The sequence below is a fragment of the Ideonella sp. A 288 genome, assembly GCF_002198735.1.
Taxonomy (GTDB): domain Bacteria; phylum Pseudomonadota; class Gammaproteobacteria; order Burkholderiales; family Burkholderiaceae_C; genus Pseudaquabacterium.
Window position 1 is genome coordinate 53057 of record NZ_MWLO01000146.1, and the last position, 20855, is coordinate 73911.

Here is a 20855-nt window from a genome sequence, read left to right on the forward strand (position 1 = left end):
GCGCATGGCGCGCCGCGGGCAGGGGTGCGCTGGAGTCCCGCATGACGACCGATCCGCACGACATCGAAGACAGCAACCGCTCGGCCAGCCCGGGCGTGCACGAGGTGTCCGACCCCGCGCGGCGCCAGGTACTGCGCGGCGGCTTCGGCGCCGCGGCCGCGGCCGCCTTCGGCCCGCTGGCTGCCGCGGCCGACGAGGCCCCCGCCGGGTCGCGTCTGGGCTTCAAGGCCATCCCGCCCAGCGTGGCCGATGCGCTGGTGGTGCCCGAGGGCTATGTGGCCCAGCCGCTGGCGCCCTGGGGCGAGCCGGTGGGCGTGGCCGGCGCGATGCCGGCCTTCCGCTTCGACGCCGGCAACAGCGCCGCCGAGCAGGCGCTGCAGATGGGCATGCACCACGACGGCCTGCAGTACTTCCCGCTGGACGGCAGCCGCCGCGGCCTGCTGGCCATCAACCACGAGTACACCGACGACGGTCTGCTGCACCTCGACGGCCTGGCCAGCTGGTCGGCCGACAAGGTGCGCAAGGCCCAGGCCGCGCACGGCATGGCGGTGATCGAGGTCGAACTGCACGAGGGCCGCTGGCGCATGGTGCGGCCGTCGCGGTTCGCCCGGCGCATCACCGCCACCACGCCCTGCGCGGTGCAGGGGCCGGCGGCCGGCCACCGGCTGATGCGCACGGCTGCAGATCCCGATGGCCGCACCGTGCTCGGCACCATCGCCAACTGCGCCTCCGGCATGACGCCCTGGGGCACCTGCCTGTCGGGCGAGGAGAACTGGGCCGGCTACTTCCAGGGACCGGGCGAGCCCGACGCCGACCAGCGGCGTTGGGGTCTGGGCAACGACACGTGGTACCGCTGGAGCCGGCACGACGAGCGCTTCGATGCGCGCCGGCACCCGAACGAGTTCCACCGCTTCGGCTGGGTCGTGGAAGTGGACCCGATGGACCCGGCGAGCGCGCCGGTCAAGCGCACCGCGCTGGGCCGTGCCGCGCACGAAGGCGCCTGGGTGGCGGTGACCAAGGACGGCCGCGCGGTCGTCTACTCGGGCGAGGACGCCGCCTTCGAGTACATCTACAAGTTCGTCAGCCGCGATCGCATCGCCCCGGCCGGTGGTGGCCGCACCGCGGCACAGGCCAACCGCACCTTGCTCGACCACGGCACGTTGCACGTGGCGCGCTTCGACGCCGACGGCACCGGCCGCTGGCTGCCGCTGGTGCACGGGCAGGGCCCGCTGACCGCGGCCAACGGCTTTGCCGATGCCGGCGAGGTGGTGATCAAGGCACGCCAGGCCAGCGACCTGCTCGGCGCCACGCGCATGGACCGGCCCGAGTGGCTGGCCATCGACCAGCGCAGCGGCTGGGTGTACTGCACGCTCACCAACAACCGGGATCGCGGCGCGCCCGGCCAGCCGGGCGTCGACGCCGCCAACCCGCGCGCCCGCAACGACATGGGCCACATCATCCGCTGGAAGGAAGCGAGCGATTTCGACGCCACCACGATGCGCTGGGACCACCTGGTGCTGGCCGGCGACCCGGCCAACGAGCGCGCCGAGGCCCGGGGCAATGTCCAGGGCGATGCCTTCGGCTGCCCCGACGGGCTGATGCTCGACGCGCGCGGCGTGCTCTGGATCCAGACCGACATCGGGCCCACGTCGCTGAACCAGGGCGAGTTCGGCCGGCTGGGCAACAACCAGATGCTGGCCTGCGACCTGCGCAGCGGCGAGGTGCGGCGCTTCCTCACCGGGCCGACCCATGGCGAGATCACCGGCGCGGCGATGACGCCCGACGGCAGCACCCTGTTCATCAACGTGCAGCACCCCGGCGAGACACCGCGCTACCGCGGCGACCCGGCGGCCCCGCGCAAGGTGTCGAACTGGCCCGACTTCCGCCCCGATGGCCGCCCTCGTTCCGCCACCGTGGCCATCCGACGACGCGACGGCGGCGCGGTGGGCACCTGAGCGTCAGCGACGGAGCGCAGGCGACGGAGCGTGGGGGCCGGCAGCCCGTCGCCGGGCCGCCCCAAGGCGGGCTGGGCCCCCTCGGGGGGCAGCGACGGAGCGCCATCGACGGAGCGTGGGGGCCGGCAGCCCGCCGCCGGGCCGCCCCAAGGCGGGCTGGGCCCCCTCGGGGGGCAGCGACCGAGCGCGAGCGACGGAGCGTGGGGGCCCTGGGTCAGGCGCGCACGCGATTGCGGCCGGCCTGCTTGGCGCGGTAGAGCGCGCGGTCGGCGAGCTCGAACAGCCCGTCCTGGTCATACGGCGGCGTCTGCGCCAGGCCGACACTCACGGTCACCGACAGGCCGGGCGACAGCGTGTCCCAGTCGTGGCCGGCCACGCGCTCGCGCAGCCGCTCACACACCTCGATGGCGCGGGCGAACTCGGTGTCGGGCAGCACGATCAGGAATTCCTCGCCGCCGATGCGGGCCAGCAGATCGGCCGCACGGGTGTTCTCGCGCAGCATCTGCGCCAGCATCACCAGCACGCGGTCACCGCAGAGGTGCCCGTGGCGGTCGTTGGTGAGCTTGAAATGGTCGATGTCCACCACCACCAGCGCCAGCGATTGCTGGCGTTCGTGCGCACGCGCCAGCAGCGCCGGCAGGTGGCTCTCGACATGGCGGCGGTTGCCCAGGCCGGTGAGCGCGTCGTGGTTGGCGTGCCGCGCCATCTCGGCGGCGCGCGCGCGCTCGGTCTGCGCCTCGAAATGAGCGCGCTCCACCTCGAGCCGCGTCACCAGCAGTTCGGACTGCGCGCGCAACTGGCTGGCCGCGCGCTGGCGCAGCAGGTGCTCGTAGCGCTCGAAGTGCTGCAGCGCCTCGATCGGCAGTTCGAGCGTGCGGCAGGCCAGGTACAGCCCGTGGTGCAGGCGCAGCGCGGTGGCCTGCGGCACCTGGGTGCCGCCCTCGGCGATCAGCTCTAGCAGCAGCGCGCGGGCCTCGGCGGGCCGGCCGCGGGCCAGGTGTTCTTCGGCCTTCGTGCAGCGGATGCGCCAGGCCTGGGCGGTGAAGCCCTTGTCGATCGCGTCGCGCAGGGCCTGGTCGAGCAACCGCCCGGCCTCGTCGAGCAGGCCCAGGTGCAGCAGCACCTCGCCCAGGTTGCCGTGCACGAAGACCAGGAAGAACGGCTCGCCGGCCGGTTGCGCCAGCGCCAGCGCCCGCTCGGCGTAGCCGTGGGCCCGCTCCAGCGCCGCGCGGGCCTCGTCGTCGGCCACGCCGCGCAGCATGTGGTACGCGCCGATGGTCAGGCCGCACAGGTTGTTCAACGTCACCATGCGGGGATAGACGCCGCCGTCGGCCTCGGCCTGCGCCAGGGCGTCGACCATCAGTCGCTCGCCCTGCCAGGGATCGCCCATGCGCTCGAAGCAGGCGGCCAGCGCGTTGAGCGCCATGGCGCGCTGTCCGGCATCGTCCTGCAGCTGGGCCAGGCGGTAGGCCTGGTCGGCCGACTGCAGCGCCAGGTCGAAGCGACCGGTCTCGGCGCCGCCGATCGCCATCCAGCGCAGCAGTTCGACCCGCTCCTCGATCCGCCCCAGGGTTTCGAGCTGCCCGGCCACTGTCCGTCCCAGGGCCAGCATCGCGTCGAGCTGGCCGAGGCGGTAGTGGAAAAAGCAGGCCAGGTGGCCGGCCTCGGCACGCTCGGCGGCACCGGTCTCCTGGGTCAGGGCCTGCAATGCCGCGGCCAGACCCGCCGGCAGGTCACCCTGGGTGCGGGCGAGGCGGGCAGTGTCGAGGGCGGTCGTTGCGAGGATGGTGGCGGACATGGCGGGGCGTTGGCGGCAGCGCGGGCAACCCGGCATCCTATTGCCCTCGCACAGCCGCTTCCTGAACGATCTGGAGGCTCGGCAGGCGATATTCAAGACCAGAAGGGCCGGCGTCGGGACGGCAGCAGGCGTTGTCGTCATGGCGGCCCCTCGCGGCTTCGGCGTGGGCGGTCCTACCTGGGCGGGCCACCATGGCGGGCTACCACGGCGGGCCACCAGGGCGGTCGACTTCGGGTCTCGATCGGGCGGCGGTCGGCACGACACCCCGCCGACGGCGGGAGACGCTGCGGGTCGGTTGGCCGCGCGCCTGGGTCGTCGGCTCCGCGGCCCGGTGAGCAGGGGGGTCTCGATCGGCCGACCCGGCGGTGCCCGCCGCGCCTGCCGCTGACAGGACGCTCAGGTCAGGCGATAGAAATCCAGCCGCACGCAGCGGGCCTCGCGCTGACCCACGGCGATGGCCAGCACCTTGTTCAGGTGCAGCCACTGCGGCGCGCCGGTGGTGAAGCGCACGACGGTGCGGAAGAAGTACTCGTCGCGGCCCACGGGCTCGCCGCGCGCCAGCCGGGCCATCACCTCGGCCGGCCCGTGGCGCAGGCCGTCGCTCTGCACCTCGATGAGTGCGCCGTCGTCGGTGCGGATGACGTAGTGCGCGGCGATGTCGAGCGCGCCGTCGGCGCGGGCCACCTGCCAGTCGACGCCGCCCTCGACCAGCGTGCCGTTGAGCTCGGGCCCGCGCACCGTGCCACCACCCAGCGGCACGTAGCGGCGCTCGCCGTGCTGGGCCTGGCCCAGCGTGACGAGCGCGCCCACCTCGCAGACGACCTGGGCCATCGGCACCAGCGCGGGCGGCGGCGGCATCGTCACGGGCAGCGTCACTTCGCCGTCGGCATCACGAACTCGGCGCCCTTGCCGATGCTGTCGGGCCAGCGCTGCATCACGCTCTTCTGCTTGGTGTAGAAGCGCAGGCCCTCTTCGCCGTAGGCATGCATGTCGCCGAACAGGCTCTTCTTCCAGCCGCCGAAGCCGTGCCAGGCCATCGGCACCGGGATCGGCACGTTGATGCCCACCATGCCCACCTGCACCCGGCGCGAGAACTCGCGTGCCACGCCGCCGTCGCTGGTGAAGCACGAGACGCCGTTGCCGAACTCGTGGTCGTTGACCAGCTGCACCGCGGTGGCCAGGTCGGCCACGCGCACGCAGCACAGCACCGGGCCGAAGATCTCTTCCTTGTAGATGCGCATCGACGGCGCCACGTGGTCGAACAGCGTGCCGCCGGTGAAGAAGCCGCCCTCGAGGCCGGGCACCTTCAGGCCGCGGCCATCGACCACCAGCTTGGCGCCTTCTTCGGCACCCAGGGCGATGTAGCCCTCGATGCGGTCCTTGGCCTGCTGCGTGACGATCGGGCCCATCTCGGCGGCCAGGTCCATCGGGTCGATGACCTTCAGCGTGCGGGCGCGTTCGGCCAGCTTGGGCACGATCTTGTCGGCGATGTCGCCCACCAGCACCGCCACCGAGATGGCCATGCAGCGCTCGCCGGCCGAGCCGTAGGCGCTGCCGATGAGGGCATCCACCGCCTGCTCGATGTCGGCGTCGGGCATCACCACCATGTGGTTCTTGGCGCCGCCCAGCGCCTGCACCCGCTTGCCGTGATGGGCGCCGGTCTCGTAGATGTACTGCGCGATCGGTGTGGACCCGACGAAGCTCAGCGCCTTCACGTCGGGGTGGGTGAGCAGCGCGTCGACCGCCACCTTGTCGCCCTGTATCACGCTGAACACGCCGTCGGGCAGCCCGGCCTGCTTCAGCAGCTCGGCCATGAAGACCGAGCAGCTCGGGTCGCGCTCGCTGGGCTTCAGGATGAAGGCGTTGCCTGCCGCCAGCGCCACGGGGAACATCCACAGCGGCACCATGCACGGGAAGTTGAACGGCGTGATGCCGGCCACCACGCCCAGCGGCTGGCGCATCGTCCAGTTGTCGATGCCGGTGGACACCTGCTCGGTGTAGTCGCCCTTCAGCAGCTGCGGCGCGCCGCAGGCGAACTCGACGATGTCGATGCCGCGTGTGACCTCGCCCTGCGCGTCGGTGAAGACCTTGCCGTGCTCGGCGGTGATCATCGCGGCCAGCGTGTCGCGGTGCTGGTTGAGCAACTGCAGGAAGTTGTTCAGGATGCGCGCGCGGCGGATCGGCGGCGTGTCGCCCCAGGCCGGCGCGGCGGCGCGGGCGGCGGCCACGGCGGCGGCCACTTCGTCGACCGAGGCCAGCGCCACCTGGCGGGCCACGCGCCCGCTGGCCGGGTGGTAGACGGCCTGGCTGCGGCCGCTGGCACCGGGCACGGCGCGCCCGCCGATCCAGTGGCCGACGTCGGTGGTGGCGGTGAAGGCTTCGGGGGCACCCATGGTCATCTCCTGAATGTGGTTCGGAGCGCGCAGTCTAGGCGCGTCGGGGTGGCGCGCCTAGACGTCCGGCGCTGGATTCATTGTTCAGTTTGCTGAACAATGGTCGATCGAATCGGAGAACAGCCTGCGATGGACACCCGCCGCATCGACACCCTCTGGAGCCATGTGCACTGGCTCACCGTGCTGGGCACCCTGGGCAGCTTCACGGCGGCCGCGCAGCGGCTGGGGGTGAGCAAGGCGGCGATGAGCCAGCGCATCGCCGAGCTCGAGCGCGCCGCCGGCGTGCCGCTGGTGCACCGCACGACGCGCAGCGTGCGCCTCACCGAGGCCGGCCAGCAACTGGCCGACGCCACCAGCGGCGCGTTCGACGCCATCGGCGCGGCCTTCGCCGGCATCAAGGACCTGGCCGCCGCGCCACGCGGCCTGCTGCGCGTGACGGCACCGGTGGCGCTGGCCCGCCAGCAACTGGTGCCGCGGCTGCCGGCCTTCCTGCGCGCGCACCCGGAGGTGCGCATCGAGCTCGACCTGTCCGACCGTCTGGTGCCGCTGGCGCAGGAGGGCATCGACCTGGCCATCCGCCACACCCATGCGCCGCCGCAGACGCACGTGGCCTGGGTGCTGTGCCAGACGCGCTCGGTGCTGGTGGCCAGCCGCGCCTACCTGCGCCGCCGTGGCGCGCCAGCGGTGCCGGCCGACCTGGCGGCGCACGATTGCCTGCACTACCTGCGCCACGGCGAGGCGCCGGCCTGGCAGCTGGCGCGGCTGGGGCCCGGTGTGCCGCAGAAAGTGACGGTGCCGGTGTCGGGCTGCTTCTCGGCGAACAACAGCGAGGCCCTGCGCGAGGCGGCGCTCGGCGGCCTGGGCATCGCGCTGCTGCCCGATTTCAGTGCGCAGTCGGGCCTGAAGGCTGGCCGCCTGCAGCCGGTGCTGCCCGACTGGCGGCCCGAGGGCAGCTTCGCCGGCCAGGTGTTCGCGCTGCGGCCTTACAGCCCCTACGTGCCGCGCGCGGTGCAGGCCCTGGTGGCGTACCTGCGAGAGTCGTTCCGCGACGGCTTTGCGGCTTGAGCCACCCCGACGCCATCAGGGCAAAAGGTCAGCGCAAAAAAAGAAGCCCGCCGATTGCTCGGGCGGGCTGTTCAAGTCCTCAGAGAGGACGTCGTTGGGACACTTGCGGGGCGAACCCCGGCTGACACGCAATGTACACGGCGCCGAACGGCGGCGCACCCCCCGTCACCACTTGAAACTAGGGGTGTGGCCGCTCCGCGACGCAGCGCGCCGCCGCCAGATCCCACAGCGCCGAGCCGCAGCTCTTGAACAGCACCGGGCCGCCGTCGCGGCGCGGTGGGTGGTCGGCCAGCGTGGGCAGCGACATCAGGTCGAGCCCGGCGGCGATCAGGTCGCCGGCCTCGTGGCGGGCGGCGGCGCTGTCGAGCACCACCTGGCCGCGCGTGGCGATGTCCCTGGTGAGCGCAGGGTCCAGCTCGATCATCTGCGGCGAGAACGCGCCCACCGCGGCGACGAAGGCGTCGTCGCGCACACGGCCGCTCAGGCACACCGCCTGGGCCGAGGTGGCCGTCACCACCAGCGGGCAGCGCGCGAGTGCGGCATCGAGGTCGGTCACCGGTTCGGCATAAAGACCCTGCTGGTGAAGGGCCTGTGCGAAGGACTGGCTCGACGCGTCGGTGCGGCCGCGCACCCACACCTCGTCCACGCCCAGCGCCTGGCTGAAGGCCTGCACGTGCGACATCGCCTGCACGCCCGTGCCCAGCACCAGCATCGGTCCGGTGGGCAGCGGCGCCAGCGTGCGCGCGGCGTGCAGGCTGACGGCGGCGGTGCGCCGCGCCGTCACCGTGGGGCCGTCGAGCAGCGCCAGCCGCTCGCCGGTGGAGGCGCGCAGCACCATCACGTCGCCCAGGATGGCCGGCAGGCCCCGGGTCGGGTTGCTGGCGTTGAAGGTGATCAGCTTGATGGCCGCCAGGTCGGCCGCCGGCGGCAGCAGCCAGGCCGGCATCAGGAACCAGGAGGTCGCCTTGGCCAGTGGCAGCACCCAGCGGTCGGGGGCCTGCACGCGGCCGGCGGCCTGGTCGACCAGCGTCTGCTCGATGGCGTCCAGCAGCGCGAGCCAGGGCAGGGCCCGGGCGGTGGCCGCGTCGTCGTAGACCTTCACGGCCGCTGCGCCAGGAAGGTGTCGGCCTCGGCCAGCGCGCGGGCGTCGCCGGCCACCGCGCCGGGCGCACCGCCCTGGCCCCAGAGCGCGCCGCCCCAGGGCATGCCCATGAAGTCGGCGCACAGCCGCACGCTGTCGATCATCGGCTGGGCCTTTTCGCGGTTGCCGCTGGTGGTGACGAGGCTGAGGCGCCGGCCCGCCATGCGCGCCTTGAAGTCCAGCCCCGGCACGCGCAGCCAGGCGCTCCAGTGGTCCAGGTAGAGCTTGATCGGCGCCGGCAGGCTGTACCAGTACACCGGCGAGACGAACACCAGTTCGCTGGCGGCCAGCGTGGCGTCGAGCAGACGGCGGGCGTCGCCGTCGGGCATCGGGTAGGTGCCGCGGTCGTGGCGGTGGTCCTCGAAGGGCGGCAGGGCCAGGCCGTGCAGGTGCAGCCAGGTCGGCGTGCTGCCGGCGGGCAGGGCGGCGGCGGCGCGTCGGGCCAGGGCCTCGGTGTTGCCGACGACGCCCGGCTCGCGGGTGCTGGCGACGAGGAACAGCGGTTGGGTGGGGGTCATCGTGGGGCCTTCGTGCGGCGCCTGCCGGTGTTCACCCTGAGGGCGGCCCGGTGGGCTGATGCGCCCATCATAGGCAAGCGACAATCGGTGCATGACACCCATTCCGGTGGACCGCCCGCTCGGCGAGGCCGACCTCGACGCCCTCGAAGCCCTGCTCGACAGCCTGCCCGCCAACCGCGAGCCGCTCGACGTGGTGATGCTCGACGGCTACCTGTGCGGCGTGCTGCTGCAGCCGCGCCCGGTGCCCGAGGCCCAGTGGATGGCCCGCGTGGTCGACATCGACGGCCGCGCGCCGCCGCCGGGCTTTCGCATGGGCGCCCTGGCCGCGCTGGTGCGCCGCCGCGCGGCCGAGCTGAACCGGGCCATCGCCAAGCGCGAGTGGTTCGACCCCTGGGTGTACCAGCTCGACGACGAGGCCAGCCCGTCCGAGACCGTGCTGCCCTGGGTGGCCGGCTTCGCCAATGCGATGGACGCCTTTCCGGCCTTGATGAACCGCCACGAGGCCGAGTTGCTGGAGCCGCTGGCCACGCTGTACCGGCACTTCGACCCGGACGATCTCGAAGACGCCGACGAACTGCTCGCCGAGATCGAGACCCTGGAAATGCCCGAGACGCTGGCCGAGGCGGTGGAAGACCTCGTGCGCAGCGTGCTGCTGATGGCCGACGTCACGCGGCCGGCGGTTCGTCCGGCCCCGAAGCCGTTCAGCCGAACACCCGGCGGGCGTGCACGCCCAGCCCCTGGGCCACGCTCGAAAACCGGTCGCCGCGCCTGACCAGCGCCCCCGGAAAGCGCGCCGCGATGCGGTCGGCCAGCGGCTTGAAGCCGGTGGAGCCCCCGGTGAAGTAGAGCGCGTCGACGCGGTCGTGCGCGAGGCCGGCCTGGGCCAGCGTCTCGTCGGCGGCGGCCACGATGCGCTGAAGGTCGGCTTCGAGCGACTGCACGGCGCGGGCCTCGTCCAGCGACGACGCCAGGCCCGGCTCGATCATCGACAGGTCGATCGTCGTCGAGCCACCCTCGGCCACCTGGATCTTGGCCGCCTCGGCGCAGGCGATCAGCGCGTGGCCATACTGGTTGTCGATGACGTTCATCAGCCGGCGGTGCTGCACCAGATCGGCGTAGAAGCTTTTCATCTGCCGCAGTTCCGACACCCGCGCGGGCGCGTACACGGTGTTGATCAGGTGCCAGGTGGCGAGGTCGAAGTAGACCTTGCTCGGCACCTCGCGCCCGGTCGGGCCCAGGCCGCCGAAGCCGCAGGTGGGCAGCACGTGGGCCAGTTCGAGCCGCCGGTCGAAGTCGGTGCCGGCGATGTGCACGCCGTGGTTGGCCAGGATGTCGTCGTGGCGGTCGATGCGGCCGCGCCGCGCGGGGCCCACGCGCACCAGCGAAAAGTCGGAGGTGCCGCCGCCGATGTCGGCCACCAGCACCCGCTGCTCGTGGTCGATGGTGGTCTCGTGGTCCAGCGCGGCGGCGATGGGTTCGTACTGGAAGCGCACGTCCGAGAAGCCCACCTCGTGCGCCGCGCGGGTCAGCGCCGCCTGCGCCTTGGCGTCGCGCTCGGGATCGTCGTCGACGAAGAACACCGGCCGGCCCAGCACCACGCGGTCCAGCGGCTGGCCGGCCTCGCCCTCGGCCAGGGTCTTCAGGTGGCGCAGGTAGCCGGCCACCACGTCGAGGTAGCGCACCGAGCGGCCGGCACCCACTTCGGTGGCCTGGTCGGCCAGGGTCGAGCCGAGGATGCTCTTCATCGAGCGCATCAGCCGGCCCTCGATGCCCTCGACATAGGCCGCCACCGCGGCCCGGCCGTAGTGGCGGTGGGGGTCCTCGTGCGCGGCCAGGCCCTCGACCGCATAGAACACCGCGGTGGGCATGGTGCGCTGCCCGCCTTCGAGCGCCACCAGCCGCACCCCTTCGGCCTGCGGCAGGGCAATGGCCGAGTTGGACGTGCCGAAATCGATGGCGCAGTACGAGGGCATGGGGCTCCTTCGGCGGGAGCCCCGCCGAAGGGGCGCGATTCTAGGCGGCCGGGGCCGCCCGTGGGTCAGCTTTGCTGCGCGCTCGGTCGGGCCACCGGCACGAAGGGCCGTGCGGCCGGCAGGGCCTCGCCGCAGAAGCCGAACGACAGCGCGGGACGCAGGCCGCTCATCAGCTCGGCCAGCGCCTGGCCGGAGCCGGCGCCGTGCGTCCAGCCCAGGGTGCCGTGACCGGCGTTGAGCCACAGGTTGCCGATGCGGCTGCGGCCGATGTAGGGGATGTTGGTCGGGGTGCTGGGGCGCAGGCCGGTCCAGAAGTTGGGCTCGGAGGTGTCGGCCACGCCGGGGAACAGCGCCTCGTAGCGATCGACCAGCGCCTGGCAGCGGCGGCGCGCGGTGGCGCCGTCCAGGCCCGTGTCGTAGCCGGCCAGTTCGGCCGTGCCGGCGATTCGGATGGTGTCGCCCAGGCGCGAGATGGCGATCTTGCGGGTGTCGTCGAGCAGGCTCACGACGCTGGCATCGCCGGGGCGCTTGAGCTTCATCGTCGCCGAGTAGCCCTTGGCCGGGTAGATGTTGAGCCACAGGCCCAGGCGGCGCAGCAGCGGTGCGGTGTACGACCCCATCGCGGCCACGTACTGGTCGCCGACCAGCGTGCGGACCAGGCCGGTGTGAACGTCGCGCACGCGCACGCCGCTGATGTGGCCGCCGGCCTGGTCGATGCCGTCGACCGCGGTCTCGTACAGGAAGGTGGCGCCGCGCTGGCGGCACAGTGCCGCGAGCTTCTGGGTGAAGACCTGGGCGTCGCCCGATTCGTCGCTGGGCGTGAAGGTGCCGCCGTGGATGTTGGGGCCGAAGGCGCGCAGCGCCGGTTCGACTGCCAGCACCTCGTCGCGGCCCAGCACGCGGCGGTCGACGCCGTAGCGGCGCATCAGCTCGGCACCCTGGGCGCCGGCCTCGAAGTCGGCGGCCGACGAGAAGAAGTGCAGGATGCCGCGCTCCAGGCGCTGGTACTCGATGCCGGTGTCGGCCACGAGGGCCTTCAGCGATTCGTGGCTGTAGCGGCCCAGGGCCACCAGCTGGCGCACGTTGCGCTCGAAGGCGGCATCATTGCACTGGCCCAGGAACGACAGGCCCCAGCGCCACTGGTGCGGGTCGAGCTTGGGGCGGAAGAGCAGCGGCGAGTCGTCGCGCAGCAGCCACTTCGCCACCTTCCAGGGGGCACCGGCGTTGGCCCAGGGCTCGCAGAAGCTGACCGAGATCTGCGCGCCGTTGGCGAAGCTGGTTTCCAGCGCGGCATCGGGCTGCCGATCGACGACGGTCACATCGTGGCCCTGTTGCAGCAGGTGCCAGGCGGTGCTGATGCCGATGATGCCGGCGCCGAGGACGATGACGTGCATGGTGCGAATCCGTGGGTGACGTGGAGTGCGCGGATTCTGGGCAGAAGCGCCTGGAACATGAAGCCAATGAAAAAAATCGACAGTCCAATAAGTTGTTCTGATGTTGGCGCCCGGTGTCCCCCCTTGACCGCAGGGGCGGGCGATTGCACTTTCGCACGGCGGATTGATGCCGCGCCGGGCACGCCGATCGGCCTTCCCGTAGCATCTGCTGGGTGAAAACACCCTCTCGACAATCGACCCCGACGCCCGTGCCGAGGCGTGCGGCGTGGCTGGCCTGGGGTCTGGTGGCCCTGGCGTTCCAGGCGGCCGCGGCCGATCCCAAGGCCTCGCGCTTCTACGAGGATGCGCTGTCGCGTTACGAGAAGCGCGACTACAACGGCGCCATCCTCCAGTTGAAGAATGCGATCCAGGTCGACAGCACCATGCTGCCGGTGCATGTGCTGCTGGGCAAGGCCTTGCTCACCACGGGTGACGTGGGTGCCGCCGAGGTGGCCTTCACCGAGGCCACCCGCCTGGGTGTGAACCGTGCGGAAGTGGTGGTGCCGCTGGCGCGCGCGCTGATGCTGCAGGGCAAGCCCCAGGAGGTGCTGGAGCAGGCGCGCTTCGCCACCGCCGGGCTGCCGGCGGACGCCCAGATGCAGTTGCTGATCCTCAAGGCCACCGCGGCGGCCGACATGGGCGACACGCGGGCGGCCTTGAAGTCGGTGGACGATGCACGGGCGCTGGACCCCGGCGTGCCCGACTCCTGGCTCGCCGAAGTGCCCTTGCGCATCCGTGCGCGGCAGTTTGCCGAGGCGGCCGCGGCCGCCGACAAGGCCATCGCCGTCTCGCGCGGCTCGGCCGAATCGCTGTACCAGCGCGGCTCGGTGGCGCATGCCGAGGGCGACAAGGCCGGTGCGCTGACCTGGTACGACAAGGCGTTGCTCGCGAACGTCGACCACCACGAAACCCGGGTGGCCCGCGTCGGCCTGCTGATGGACCTGAACCGCCATGCCGAGGCGCTGAAGGACGTGGCCGAACTCGAGAAGCGGGCCCCGCGCGAGCCCCGCGGCTATTACCTGCGGGCCTTGCTGGCGGAGCGCGCCGGCGACGCGGTCGCCGCGAGGGCGGCGCTGCGCCGGGTGAGCGACCTGATCGATCCGGTGCCGGTCGACTTCCTGCGCTTCAAGTCGCAGTTGCTGCTGCTCAACGGGCTGGCGCACTTCGGGCTCGGCCAGCGCGAGAAGGCCAAGCCGTACCTCGAGATGTTCCACCGCGCGCAGCCCAACAGCGCCGTGGCCAAGTTGCTGGCCCAGATCTACATCGCCGAGCAGAACGTCGACAAGGGCATCGATGCGCTGGAGGGCTATCTCAAGGCCTTCCCCGGCGATTCGCAGGCCCTGGCCCTGCTGGCCTCGGCCCACCTGTCTCGTGGCCGCCATGCCCGTGCCACCACCTTGATGCAGGAAGCGCTGAAGAGCCGCGACCTGCCCGAGTTCTACACCATGCTCGGCCTGAGCCTGATGCGCACGGGCCAGACCACCACGGCCATCGAGCAGTTGGAGACCGCGTTCCGCAAGGATCCCACCCAGACCCAGGCCGCGTCGGCGCTGGTCGGCCTCTACCTCAGTGGCCGCCAGACGCCCAAGGCGCTGGCCATGGCGCAGACGCTGGTCAAGCAGGATCCGCGCAATGCCGGCTATGCCAATCTGCTGGGCTTTGCCAAGACCCAGGCCAATGACCTGACCGGCGCCAGGCTCGCCTACGAGACGGCCCTGAAGCTCGACCCGACCTCGACGCAGACCAAGCTCAACCTGGCGCGCCTGGAGATGACGACCAAGGCCTACGCGCCGGCCGAGGCTCGGCTGCTGGACATCCTGAAGACCGACGAGCGCAACGTCGACGCCTTGTTCGAGATGGCGGCGCTGGCCGATCGCCAGGGCAACGGCGACGACGCCCTGCGCTGGCTGTCCAAGGCCGTGGACCACAGCGGGCCCAAGGAACTGCGTCCTGGCCTGGCGTTGGTCGACCTGCACCTGCGCGCCGGACGCACCGACAAGGCGCTCGAAGCCGCCCGAGCCGTGAGCCTGAAGGATGCCGACAACCTGGCCGTGCTGCTGGCCCTGGCCCGCGCGCAGCTGGCCGTGGGCGACCACCCGGCAGCCAAGGCCACGCTGGGCAATGCCACCCGACTGGCCAATTTTTCGTCGGAGGTGCAGGTCGAGATCGCCGGGCTGCAGGTCATGGCCCGCAACCTGCCGGGGGCGGCCTACAGCCTCGAAAAGGCCTTGTCGGACAAACCCGATTTCCTGCCCGCGCAGGCCATGCTGGCCGAGGTCGAGGCGCGCCAAGGCGAACATGCCCGCGCCGAGCAGCGCGCTCGCCAGATCGTGCAGAAGCATCCGGGCAAGGCCGTCGGGCACGCGCTGCTCGGCACCATCGCCTTGTCCCGGGGGCAGATCGGCCCGGCCGTCGATTCGTTCCGGCGCGCGCATCAGCTCGAGCCGACCACCGACTCGGCCCTGCGCCTGGTGCGCACGATGTTCTCGCAAGACCGCAAGGCGGCGGTGCAACAGGCCGAACAGTGGATCCGCTCGAAGCCGCAAGACCGGGCGATGCGCAAGCTGCTGGCCGAAGCTCAGGTGCGCGCCGGCAACTTCACGGCGGCACGAAGCCTTTACGACGAACTCCTCAAGCTGGCCCCGACGGATGTCGAGGTGCTGAACAACCAGGCCAACGTGCTGCTTCAGCTGAAGGACCCCTCGGCGCTGAAGTTGGCCGAGCAGGCGTTGGCGGCCAGCCCGACCAGCCCGATCGTCATCGACACCGCCGGCTGGGCCGCCTACCACGCCGGCCAGTCCGATCGGGCCCTGCAACTGTTGCGTGACGCCCGGCTGCGCGACCCGGCCAGCCCTGCCATCCGTTACCACCTGGCCACTGTGCTGGCCAAGGTGGGCCGCAAGGGCGAAGCGCGCGAAGAACTCGAAGTGGCCTTGCGGAGCAAGACGGTCTTCGACGCCCAGGCCGAGGCCGAGGCGCTCTTGCGAACCCTCAAGTGAGGGACATACTTTGTCGTCGATGCTTTTTACAATGGGCTCAACGAAAACATCGGCAGTTCACCCAAGTCGTTGACGGCATGGATGAAATCTAGTCTGGCACAGGGTCTGCTTCTGGGGTTTCCACCTCCAGTTCTCCGGCAACGGGGTTCGACGTCAAAAGGTCTAGTCATGAAGAAGTTCATTCGCAGCGTTTCCGCCATGCTCGTCGCCACTGCCGCGATGGCGGCGGCTCCGTCGGCCTTCGCCGCCTGGTCCTTCACGTCCGGCGCCACGGTCAATGGCGACTACTCCGGAACTGGCACGACGACTGGGGTCACTGGCAATGCGTCCGTGTCGCTGGGCGTCCAAGCCACGGGCTGGTCCTCGGTGCCACCGAATGCGTTCACCGATCAGAACCTCACGATCTACGCCGGCTCAGGTTTCGGCATGCAGGGCACCGGTGACGCGCAGCATGGTCTGGACAACATCACGAACAAGGAAGCCGTGGTGTTGAAGTTCGATTCCAGCGTGATCCTGAACCAGGTGAAGCTGGGCTACGTGCAAAGCGGCTTCGATTCCGACGTCACCCTGCTCCGCTGGAACGGCGCTGCCACCGGCCCCAACATGGCCAGCATGACCCCGGGCAATCTCATCGCCAGCGGCTGGGAACTGGTCGGCAGCTACGCGGACATCGGCACGACGACCAAGTCGTTCACCAACACCACCAAGGGCTCGAGCTGGTGGTTGATCAGCGCGTTCAACTCCACCTACGGTGGTGCAGCCACCACCGCGCTGACCAACAGCGACGACTACTTCAAGCTGGCCTCCGTGGCTGGAACCAAGTGCATCTCCTCGGGCACCGTCAACTGCGGCAGTTCCGGCGGCGGCAACACTGGCGTGGTCTCGGAGCCGGCCTCGCTGGCCCTGGTGGCCCTGGCGCTCGTCGGCGCCTATGGGTCGCGGCGCCGCAAGGATCGGACCGCGGTGCAGTCCTGATCAGGGGCGCATCTACCCTCCGGGCATCCTGCGGGAGTGCCCAGACCAACAGAACCGGCCACATGGCCGGTTTTTTCATGTGCAACGCTCAGGCCTCGACCTGATCTGGCCGATACACCTTGGAACAATGCAACGACCCAGGGCCTTTTCCATCATTCGAGGGATTTGAGTCAGCGCAAACTGGTTGCACACTCGGATAACGCTGGAGACGAACATGCCCGATTCCCGACCCCCGAGTTCCTTGCTGGCACGCTGGACGCGTGCCCGTCGGGCCACGCCGCGTGCGCTCGAGCCAGCCGACATGGGCACCGCTTTCGGCCTGGAGTGCACGCTCGATCAGTCGTTCGGATCGGCGCCGCCGGTGACCCCGGTGCAGCCGTCCGCAGGACCGGGGCTGTTCGAGCGTTGGCGCGCGAGCAGGGGCAACACCTGAACCATCGACAAGCCGATCAAACTGGTCGGCTGCATTGATACTCCACGGTCACAAAGTGACCCTGGAGACCACAACGGCATCCTGCTCGCCTAGAATGCCTTGGTGACCCGACTGACTTTCCGAGCCAAGGTGCTGCAAGCGCGCGAGGACGCCATCGTCGCGACGGTCAAGCGCCTGCTGGCCACCAAGGGCTTCGACCTGATGACGGTCGATGAGGTGGCGGCCGACGTGGGCATCGCCAAGGCCAGCCTCTACAAGCATTTCGCCTCCAAGGAGGCGCTCGCCGCGGCGGCCATGAAGCAAACCATGGACATGGCGCTGGAGGCGGTCGCTGCCGAGCGAGCGCGGGACGGGTTGACGGCGTTCGACCACCTGAAGAACCTGACACGCTGGACACTTCAGGCCCAACTGGCGGGCGAGGTGCCCTCGCTGCCGTCGCAGAACTCGTCGCTCCGAGCCACATTGCTGGCCGACCACGGCTACACCGATCGGCTCATCCGCCTGAGCGATCTGCTCGGCGAATGGATCCTGGATGCCCAGGAAGCTGGTCACCTCGATCGGCGGCTGCCGCCCGTGGCCGTGCTCTACACGCTGTTTGCGCGGGCCTGCGACCCCGTGCTCGGCTTCCTGAAGGCCAGCGACCAGTACAGCGACGACCAGATCGTGGACTGGGTGCTGGCGAGTTGCTTCGACGGACTGGCCGCCCGCACCTGACGAACCGCCGGCGGGCATGGCCCGCAGCGCCGACCATCGCGGGCTTCAGCCGTCGTCAGCGCACCACCAGCACGGGGGTTTCGCATTGCGCCATCACCTTGGTGGTCACCGAGCCCAGCACCAGCTTGCCGAACGTGCCATGCCCGTGCGACCCCATCAACAGCAGGTCGAACTTGCCCTTCCTGGCCACATCGGCAATGACCTCGGCCGCTGCGCCGACCTTGGCGACGAACGCGGCCTGCTGGATCTTCTGCTTGCCCAGGAAGGTCCGGATGGGCTTGAACACCTTCTCGGACTCTTCGGCGTAGTGGGCCGCGAGCACACCCTTGTCCAAGGCCGACACGGCCCGCGACGGCAACGCCGGCGACACATGCAGCAAGGTGTACTCATGGTGGTCGCCGAGCCACTCGTCGTGCGCAACCAGGTACGCGAGCATGCGCTTGGTGAACGTGCTCCCATCGACGGGGACGAGGATCTTCATGGCATGGACTCCATCGGATGGGCAGGATCGCCCGGCACAGTGTGGCAGGGGCCGGGCAGCAGACCTTGCCGAACCTCATCTGTTGCGCCGACATCGATCGGCTTGAACTCGTCGAAGCCGTCGGCCTCGCCCTTGTCGGCCAGGCCCCGCGCCTGGCACACCACGCGCATCGGGCGACGGCCGGGGCGATGGACAGTGAAGTCGTGCCGGCAGTGCAGGTGTCCGTGCAGCCACAGATCGGCCAATGGCAGCAGGTCCTCGTCGGCATTGCAGAAGCTTGCCGTGCCGGGTTGGCGGCCGTAGCGTGGGTCGGCGCAGCGCAGGCTGGGCGCAAAGTGCGTGATGACCACGGTATCGTCCCAGCGGCCCTGCGGCGGCTCGTGCAGTTCGTCTTCGAGCCAGCGCCGACAGGCCAACGACTCGTTGCGCATCACCTCGGCGTCGATGGGCACGCCCTGGCGGGTGGCGGCCATCAACCGCAGGAAGTAGGCAGACGCCCGCATGGCGCGATCGCGCTGCGCACTGCCCAGACCGTCGAAATCGGACCAGCGCACGGTGCCGACGAAGCGCACCCGGCGTCCGGCGGCGCTGGTGACCACCCAGCGCTCGCGTTCGAGCAGGCGGATGCCCAGGCTGTCGCAGCGTTCGCGCAGACCGGCCCAGGCATCGCCCAGGTCGCGGCCGTCGAACTCGTGATTGCCCGCCACCATCAGCACCGGCACGGGCCAGCCGGCAAAGCGGTCGAGCTGGGCCCAGGTGGCGTCGATGTCGCCGCCGAGTACCAGAAGCTCGGCATCCGGTGATGGACGAGGCTCGAAGGACTCGGTCTCGAGGTGCAGGTCGGACAGCAGTTGCAGGCGCATGGCGCCGGCAGTCTAGCGGGCCGTCGTCTTGCGAGACGGCCCGCCCCTGCGCTGGAGGGGCATCAGGCCGCCAGCATCTGCTCGATCTGGCGCTTGGTGTCGAGCAGTTGCGACGGCAGGCGCGACGCAAGCTGCTGGAACAGTTCGCCGTGCAGCGTCAACTCTTGCGTCCAGGCGGCACGGTCGATCGAGATCACCGACTGGTACTGCTCGCGGGTGAAGTCGAGGCCGGCCCAGCTGAGGTCGTCGTAGCGCGGGCTGACGCCGAAGACGTTCTCCTCGCCACCGGCACTGCCCTCGACGCGCTCGAGCATCCACTTCAGCACGCGCATGTTGTCGCCGTAGCCGGGCCAGACGAACTTGCCGTCGGCGCCCTTGCGGAACCAGTTGACGCAATAGATGCGCGGCAGGCGGGCGCCCCCCGGGCCGGCGCTGAGCGTTTCACCCATCTTCAGCCAGTGCGCGAAGTGGTCGCCCATGTGGTAACCCATGAACGGCAGCATCGCGAACGGGTCGCGGCGCACGACGCCCTGCGCGCCGGCCGCCGCGGCGGTGGTCTCAGAGCCCATGGTGGCGGCCATGTACACGCCTTCGGCCCAGTTGCGAGCCTCGGTGACCAGCGGCACGGTGGTGGAGCGGCGCCCACCGAAGATGAAGGCGTCGATCGGATAGCCCTCGGGCGAATCCCACATCGGGTCGAGCACCGGGTTGTTGGTGGCCGACACGGTGAAGCGCGAGTTCGGGTGCGCGGCCTTGGCGCCGGTGTCCTTGGCGACCTGCGGCGTCCAGTCCTTGCCCTGCCAGTCGATCAGGTGCTGCGGCACCTCGCCGTCCATGCCTTCCCACCACACGTCGCCATCGTCGGTGAGGGCCACGTTGGTGAAGATGACGTCGCGCTTGAGCGAATCCATGCAGTTCGGATTCGTCTTGTAGTTGGTGCCCGGGGCCACGCCGAAGTAGCCGGCCTCGGGGTTGATGGCGTACAGGCGGCCATCGGCGCCCGGCTTGATCCAGGCGATGTCGTCGCCGACGGTGGTGACCTTCCAGCCGTCCAGGCTCTTGGGCGGCACCAGCATGGCGAAGTTGGTCTTGCCGCAGGCGCTGGGGAAGGCGGCGGCCACGTGGTACTTCTTGCCCACCGGCGAGGTGACGCCCAGGATCAGCATGTGCTCGGCCAGCCAGCCCTGGTCGCGGCCCATGGTGCTGGCGATGCGCAAGGCGAAGCACTTCTTGCCCAGCAGCGCGTTGCCGCCGTAGCCCGAACCGTAGCTCCAGATCTCGCGTGTCTCGGGGTAGTGGACGATGTACTTGGTGGGGTTGCAGGGCCAGGCGGCGCTCTTCTGGCCCGGCTCGAGCGGCGCGCCCACGGTGTGCATGCAGGGCACGAAGGCGCCGTCTTCACCGAGCACGTCGTACACGGCCTTGCCCATGCGGGTCATGATGCGCATGTTGACGGCGACGTAGGCGCTGTCGGACAGCTCGACGCCGATGTGCGCGATGTGCGAGCCCAGCGGGCCCATCGAGAACGGCACCACGTACATCGTGCGGCCGCGCATGCAGCCCTTGAACAGGGCCTTCTCGCCGCTTTGCAGCAGCGTGCGCATCTCGGCCGGCGCCATCCAGTTGTTGGTCGGGCCGGCGTCTTCCTTGCGTTCGGAGCAGATGAAGGTGCGGTCCTCGACGCGGGCCACGTCGCTGGGGTCGCTGCAGGCCAGGAAGCTGTTCGGGCGCAGCTCGGGGTTGAGTTTCTTGAAGGTGCCGGCCGCCACCAGCTCGGCGCACAGCCGGTCGTACTCGGCCTGCGAGCCGTCGCACCACACCACGTCGGCGGCACCGGTGAGGGCGGCCATCTCGGCCACCCAGGCCACCAGGCGCGGGTGCTTCACATGGGCGGGAACGTTCAGGCGCAGGCCTTCCATCACGGGCTTGTTCATCGCTACTCCAATCGTCAAGGGATGCAAAAAAAGCGGAATTGGGCCAGACCCGCCGTCAGGCGCGGGGCTGGCCCAATGCCGCTGCAACTCGGGATGCTGAGAAGCGATCCACTGCGTCCGGGTGGGGACGCAACGGGTGGCCGTGCGGCCGGCAGGCGGGATGGCCGACGCTGCTGGAGC

17 protein-coding genes are annotated in these 20855 nt (G+C 70.6%); 7 read left to right on the forward strand and 10 right to left on the reverse strand.

All coding sequences use genetic code 11. The features are described from left to right. Nucleotides 1–41 precede the first annotated feature (41 nt). On the forward strand, nt 42–1955 hold the full coding sequence (locus EOINJALH_RS24865; protein WP_088285236.1) for a PhoX family phosphatase: 1914 nt from the start codon (nt 42–44) through the stop codon (nt 1953–1955). A 214-nt stretch (nt 1956–2169) separates the two neighbouring features. Here EOINJALH_RS24865 and EOINJALH_RS24870 read toward each other — a convergent pair whose 3' ends face one another. The 3 genes from EOINJALH_RS24870 to EOINJALH_RS24880 form a co-directional block, all read right to left on the reverse strand. Further along, complete coding sequence (locus EOINJALH_RS24870) at nt 2170–3753, reverse strand: GGDEF domain-containing protein (RefSeq protein WP_088285238.1); 1584 nt, start codon at nt 3751–3753, stop codon at nt 2170–2172. A 396-nt stretch (nt 3754–4149) separates the two neighbouring features. Then, a complete protein-coding gene (locus EOINJALH_RS24875; RefSeq protein ID WP_234414024.1) occupies nt 4150–4629 on the reverse strand; it encodes a DUF3237 domain-containing protein in 480 nt (159 codons plus the stop codon). Continuing rightward, nucleotides 4626–6146 (reverse strand): CoA-acylating methylmalonate-semialdehyde dehydrogenase, encoded by a 1521-nt coding sequence (locus EOINJALH_RS24880; RefSeq protein WP_088285286.1) that lies wholly within the window; start codon nt 6144–6146, stop codon nt 4626–4628. Before EOINJALH_RS24880 ends, EOINJALH_RS24875 begins: the two co-directional genes overlap by 4 nt. Before the next feature lie 129 nt (nt 6147–6275). Here EOINJALH_RS24880 and EOINJALH_RS24885 point away from each other — a divergent pair, with 129 nt between their 5' ends. Then, nucleotides 6276–7211 carry a LysR family transcriptional regulator gene (locus tag EOINJALH_RS24885; protein WP_088285240.1) on the forward strand — a complete coding sequence of 312 codons (936 nt, stop codon included), beginning with the start codon at nt 6276–6278 and terminating at the stop codon, nt 7209–7211. 178 nt (nt 7212–7389) lie between these two features. On the opposite strand, the gene EOINJALH_RS24890 is transcribed toward EOINJALH_RS24885, so the two are convergent. Both EOINJALH_RS24890 and EOINJALH_RS24895 read right to left on the reverse strand, forming a co-directional pair. Next, nucleotides 7390–8313 (reverse strand): delta(1)-pyrroline-2-carboxylate reductase family protein, encoded by a 924-nt coding sequence (locus EOINJALH_RS24890; protein WP_088285242.1) that lies wholly within the window; start codon nt 8311–8313, stop codon nt 7390–7392. Further along, on the reverse strand, nt 8310–8870 hold the full coding sequence (locus EOINJALH_RS24895) for a flavodoxin family protein (RefSeq protein WP_088285244.1): 561 nt from the start codon (nt 8868–8870) through the stop codon (nt 8310–8312). The genes EOINJALH_RS24890 and EOINJALH_RS24895 overlap by 4 nt, the downstream gene beginning before the upstream one ends. A 91-nt stretch (nt 8871–8961) precedes the next feature. On the opposite strand from EOINJALH_RS24895, the gene EOINJALH_RS24900 reads away from it, so the two are divergent. Further along, entirely contained in the window at nt 8962–9642 is a 681-nt protein-coding gene (locus tag EOINJALH_RS24900) for a YecA family protein (RefSeq protein ID WP_088285246.1), read from the forward strand. Here the strand turns inward: EOINJALH_RS24900 and EOINJALH_RS24905 are convergent. Continuing rightward, nucleotides 9572–10843 carry an Hsp70 family protein gene (locus tag EOINJALH_RS24905; RefSeq protein WP_088285248.1) on the reverse strand — a complete coding sequence of 424 codons (1272 nt, stop codon included), beginning with the start codon at nt 10841–10843 and terminating at the stop codon, nt 9572–9574. The two genes, EOINJALH_RS24900 and EOINJALH_RS24905, sit on opposite strands and share 71 nt — an antisense overlap. 65 nt (nt 10844–10908) lie before the next feature. Further along, entirely contained in the window at nt 10909–12237 is a 1329-nt protein-coding gene (locus EOINJALH_RS24910) for a D-amino acid dehydrogenase (protein WP_088285250.1), read from the reverse strand. Between the two features lie 248 nt (nt 12238–12485). Between EOINJALH_RS24910 and prsT the strand changes: the two genes are divergently transcribed. From prsT to EOINJALH_RS24925, 4 genes are all read left to right on the forward strand, one after another. Then, a complete protein-coding gene (prsT, locus tag EOINJALH_RS24915; protein WP_234414025.1) occupies nt 12486–15275 on the forward strand; it encodes an XrtA/PEP-CTERM system TPR-repeat protein PrsT in 2790 nt (929 codons plus the stop codon). A 168-nt stretch (nt 15276–15443) separates the two neighbouring features. Then, complete coding sequence (gene xdp1 / locus EOINJALH_RS24920; protein ID WP_088285252.1) at nt 15444–16250, forward strand: exosortase-dependent surface protein XDP1; 807 nt, start codon at nt 15444–15446, stop codon at nt 16248–16250. 214 nt (nt 16251–16464) lie between these two features. Further along, complete coding sequence (locus EOINJALH_RS32925; RefSeq protein ID WP_234414026.1) at nt 16465–16683, forward strand: hypothetical protein; 219 nt, start codon at nt 16465–16467, stop codon at nt 16681–16683. Between the two features lie 102 nt (nt 16684–16785). Beyond that, a complete protein-coding gene (locus EOINJALH_RS24925) occupies nt 16786–17397 on the forward strand; it encodes a TetR/AcrR family transcriptional regulator (protein ID WP_088285290.1) in 612 nt (203 codons plus the stop codon). A gap of 55 nt (nt 17398–17452) precedes the next feature. Here EOINJALH_RS24925 and EOINJALH_RS24930 read toward each other — a convergent pair whose 3' ends face one another. From EOINJALH_RS24930 to EOINJALH_RS24940, 3 genes are all read right to left on the reverse strand, one after another. Then, a complete protein-coding gene (locus EOINJALH_RS24930; RefSeq protein ID WP_088285254.1) occupies nt 17453–17878 on the reverse strand; it encodes a universal stress protein in 426 nt (141 codons plus the stop codon). Next, nucleotides 17875–18741 carry a metallophosphoesterase gene (locus EOINJALH_RS24935; protein WP_144290159.1) on the reverse strand — a complete coding sequence of 289 codons (867 nt, stop codon included), beginning with the start codon at nt 18739–18741 and terminating at the stop codon, nt 17875–17877. The genes EOINJALH_RS24930 and EOINJALH_RS24935 overlap by 4 nt, the downstream gene beginning before the upstream one ends. A gap of 62 nt (nt 18742–18803) precedes the next feature. After that, nucleotides 18804–20675 carry a phosphoenolpyruvate carboxykinase (GTP) gene (locus EOINJALH_RS24940; RefSeq protein WP_088285256.1) on the reverse strand — a complete coding sequence of 624 codons (1872 nt, stop codon included), beginning with the start codon at nt 20673–20675 and terminating at the stop codon, nt 18804–18806. Nucleotides 20676–20855: the final 180 nt, after the last annotated feature.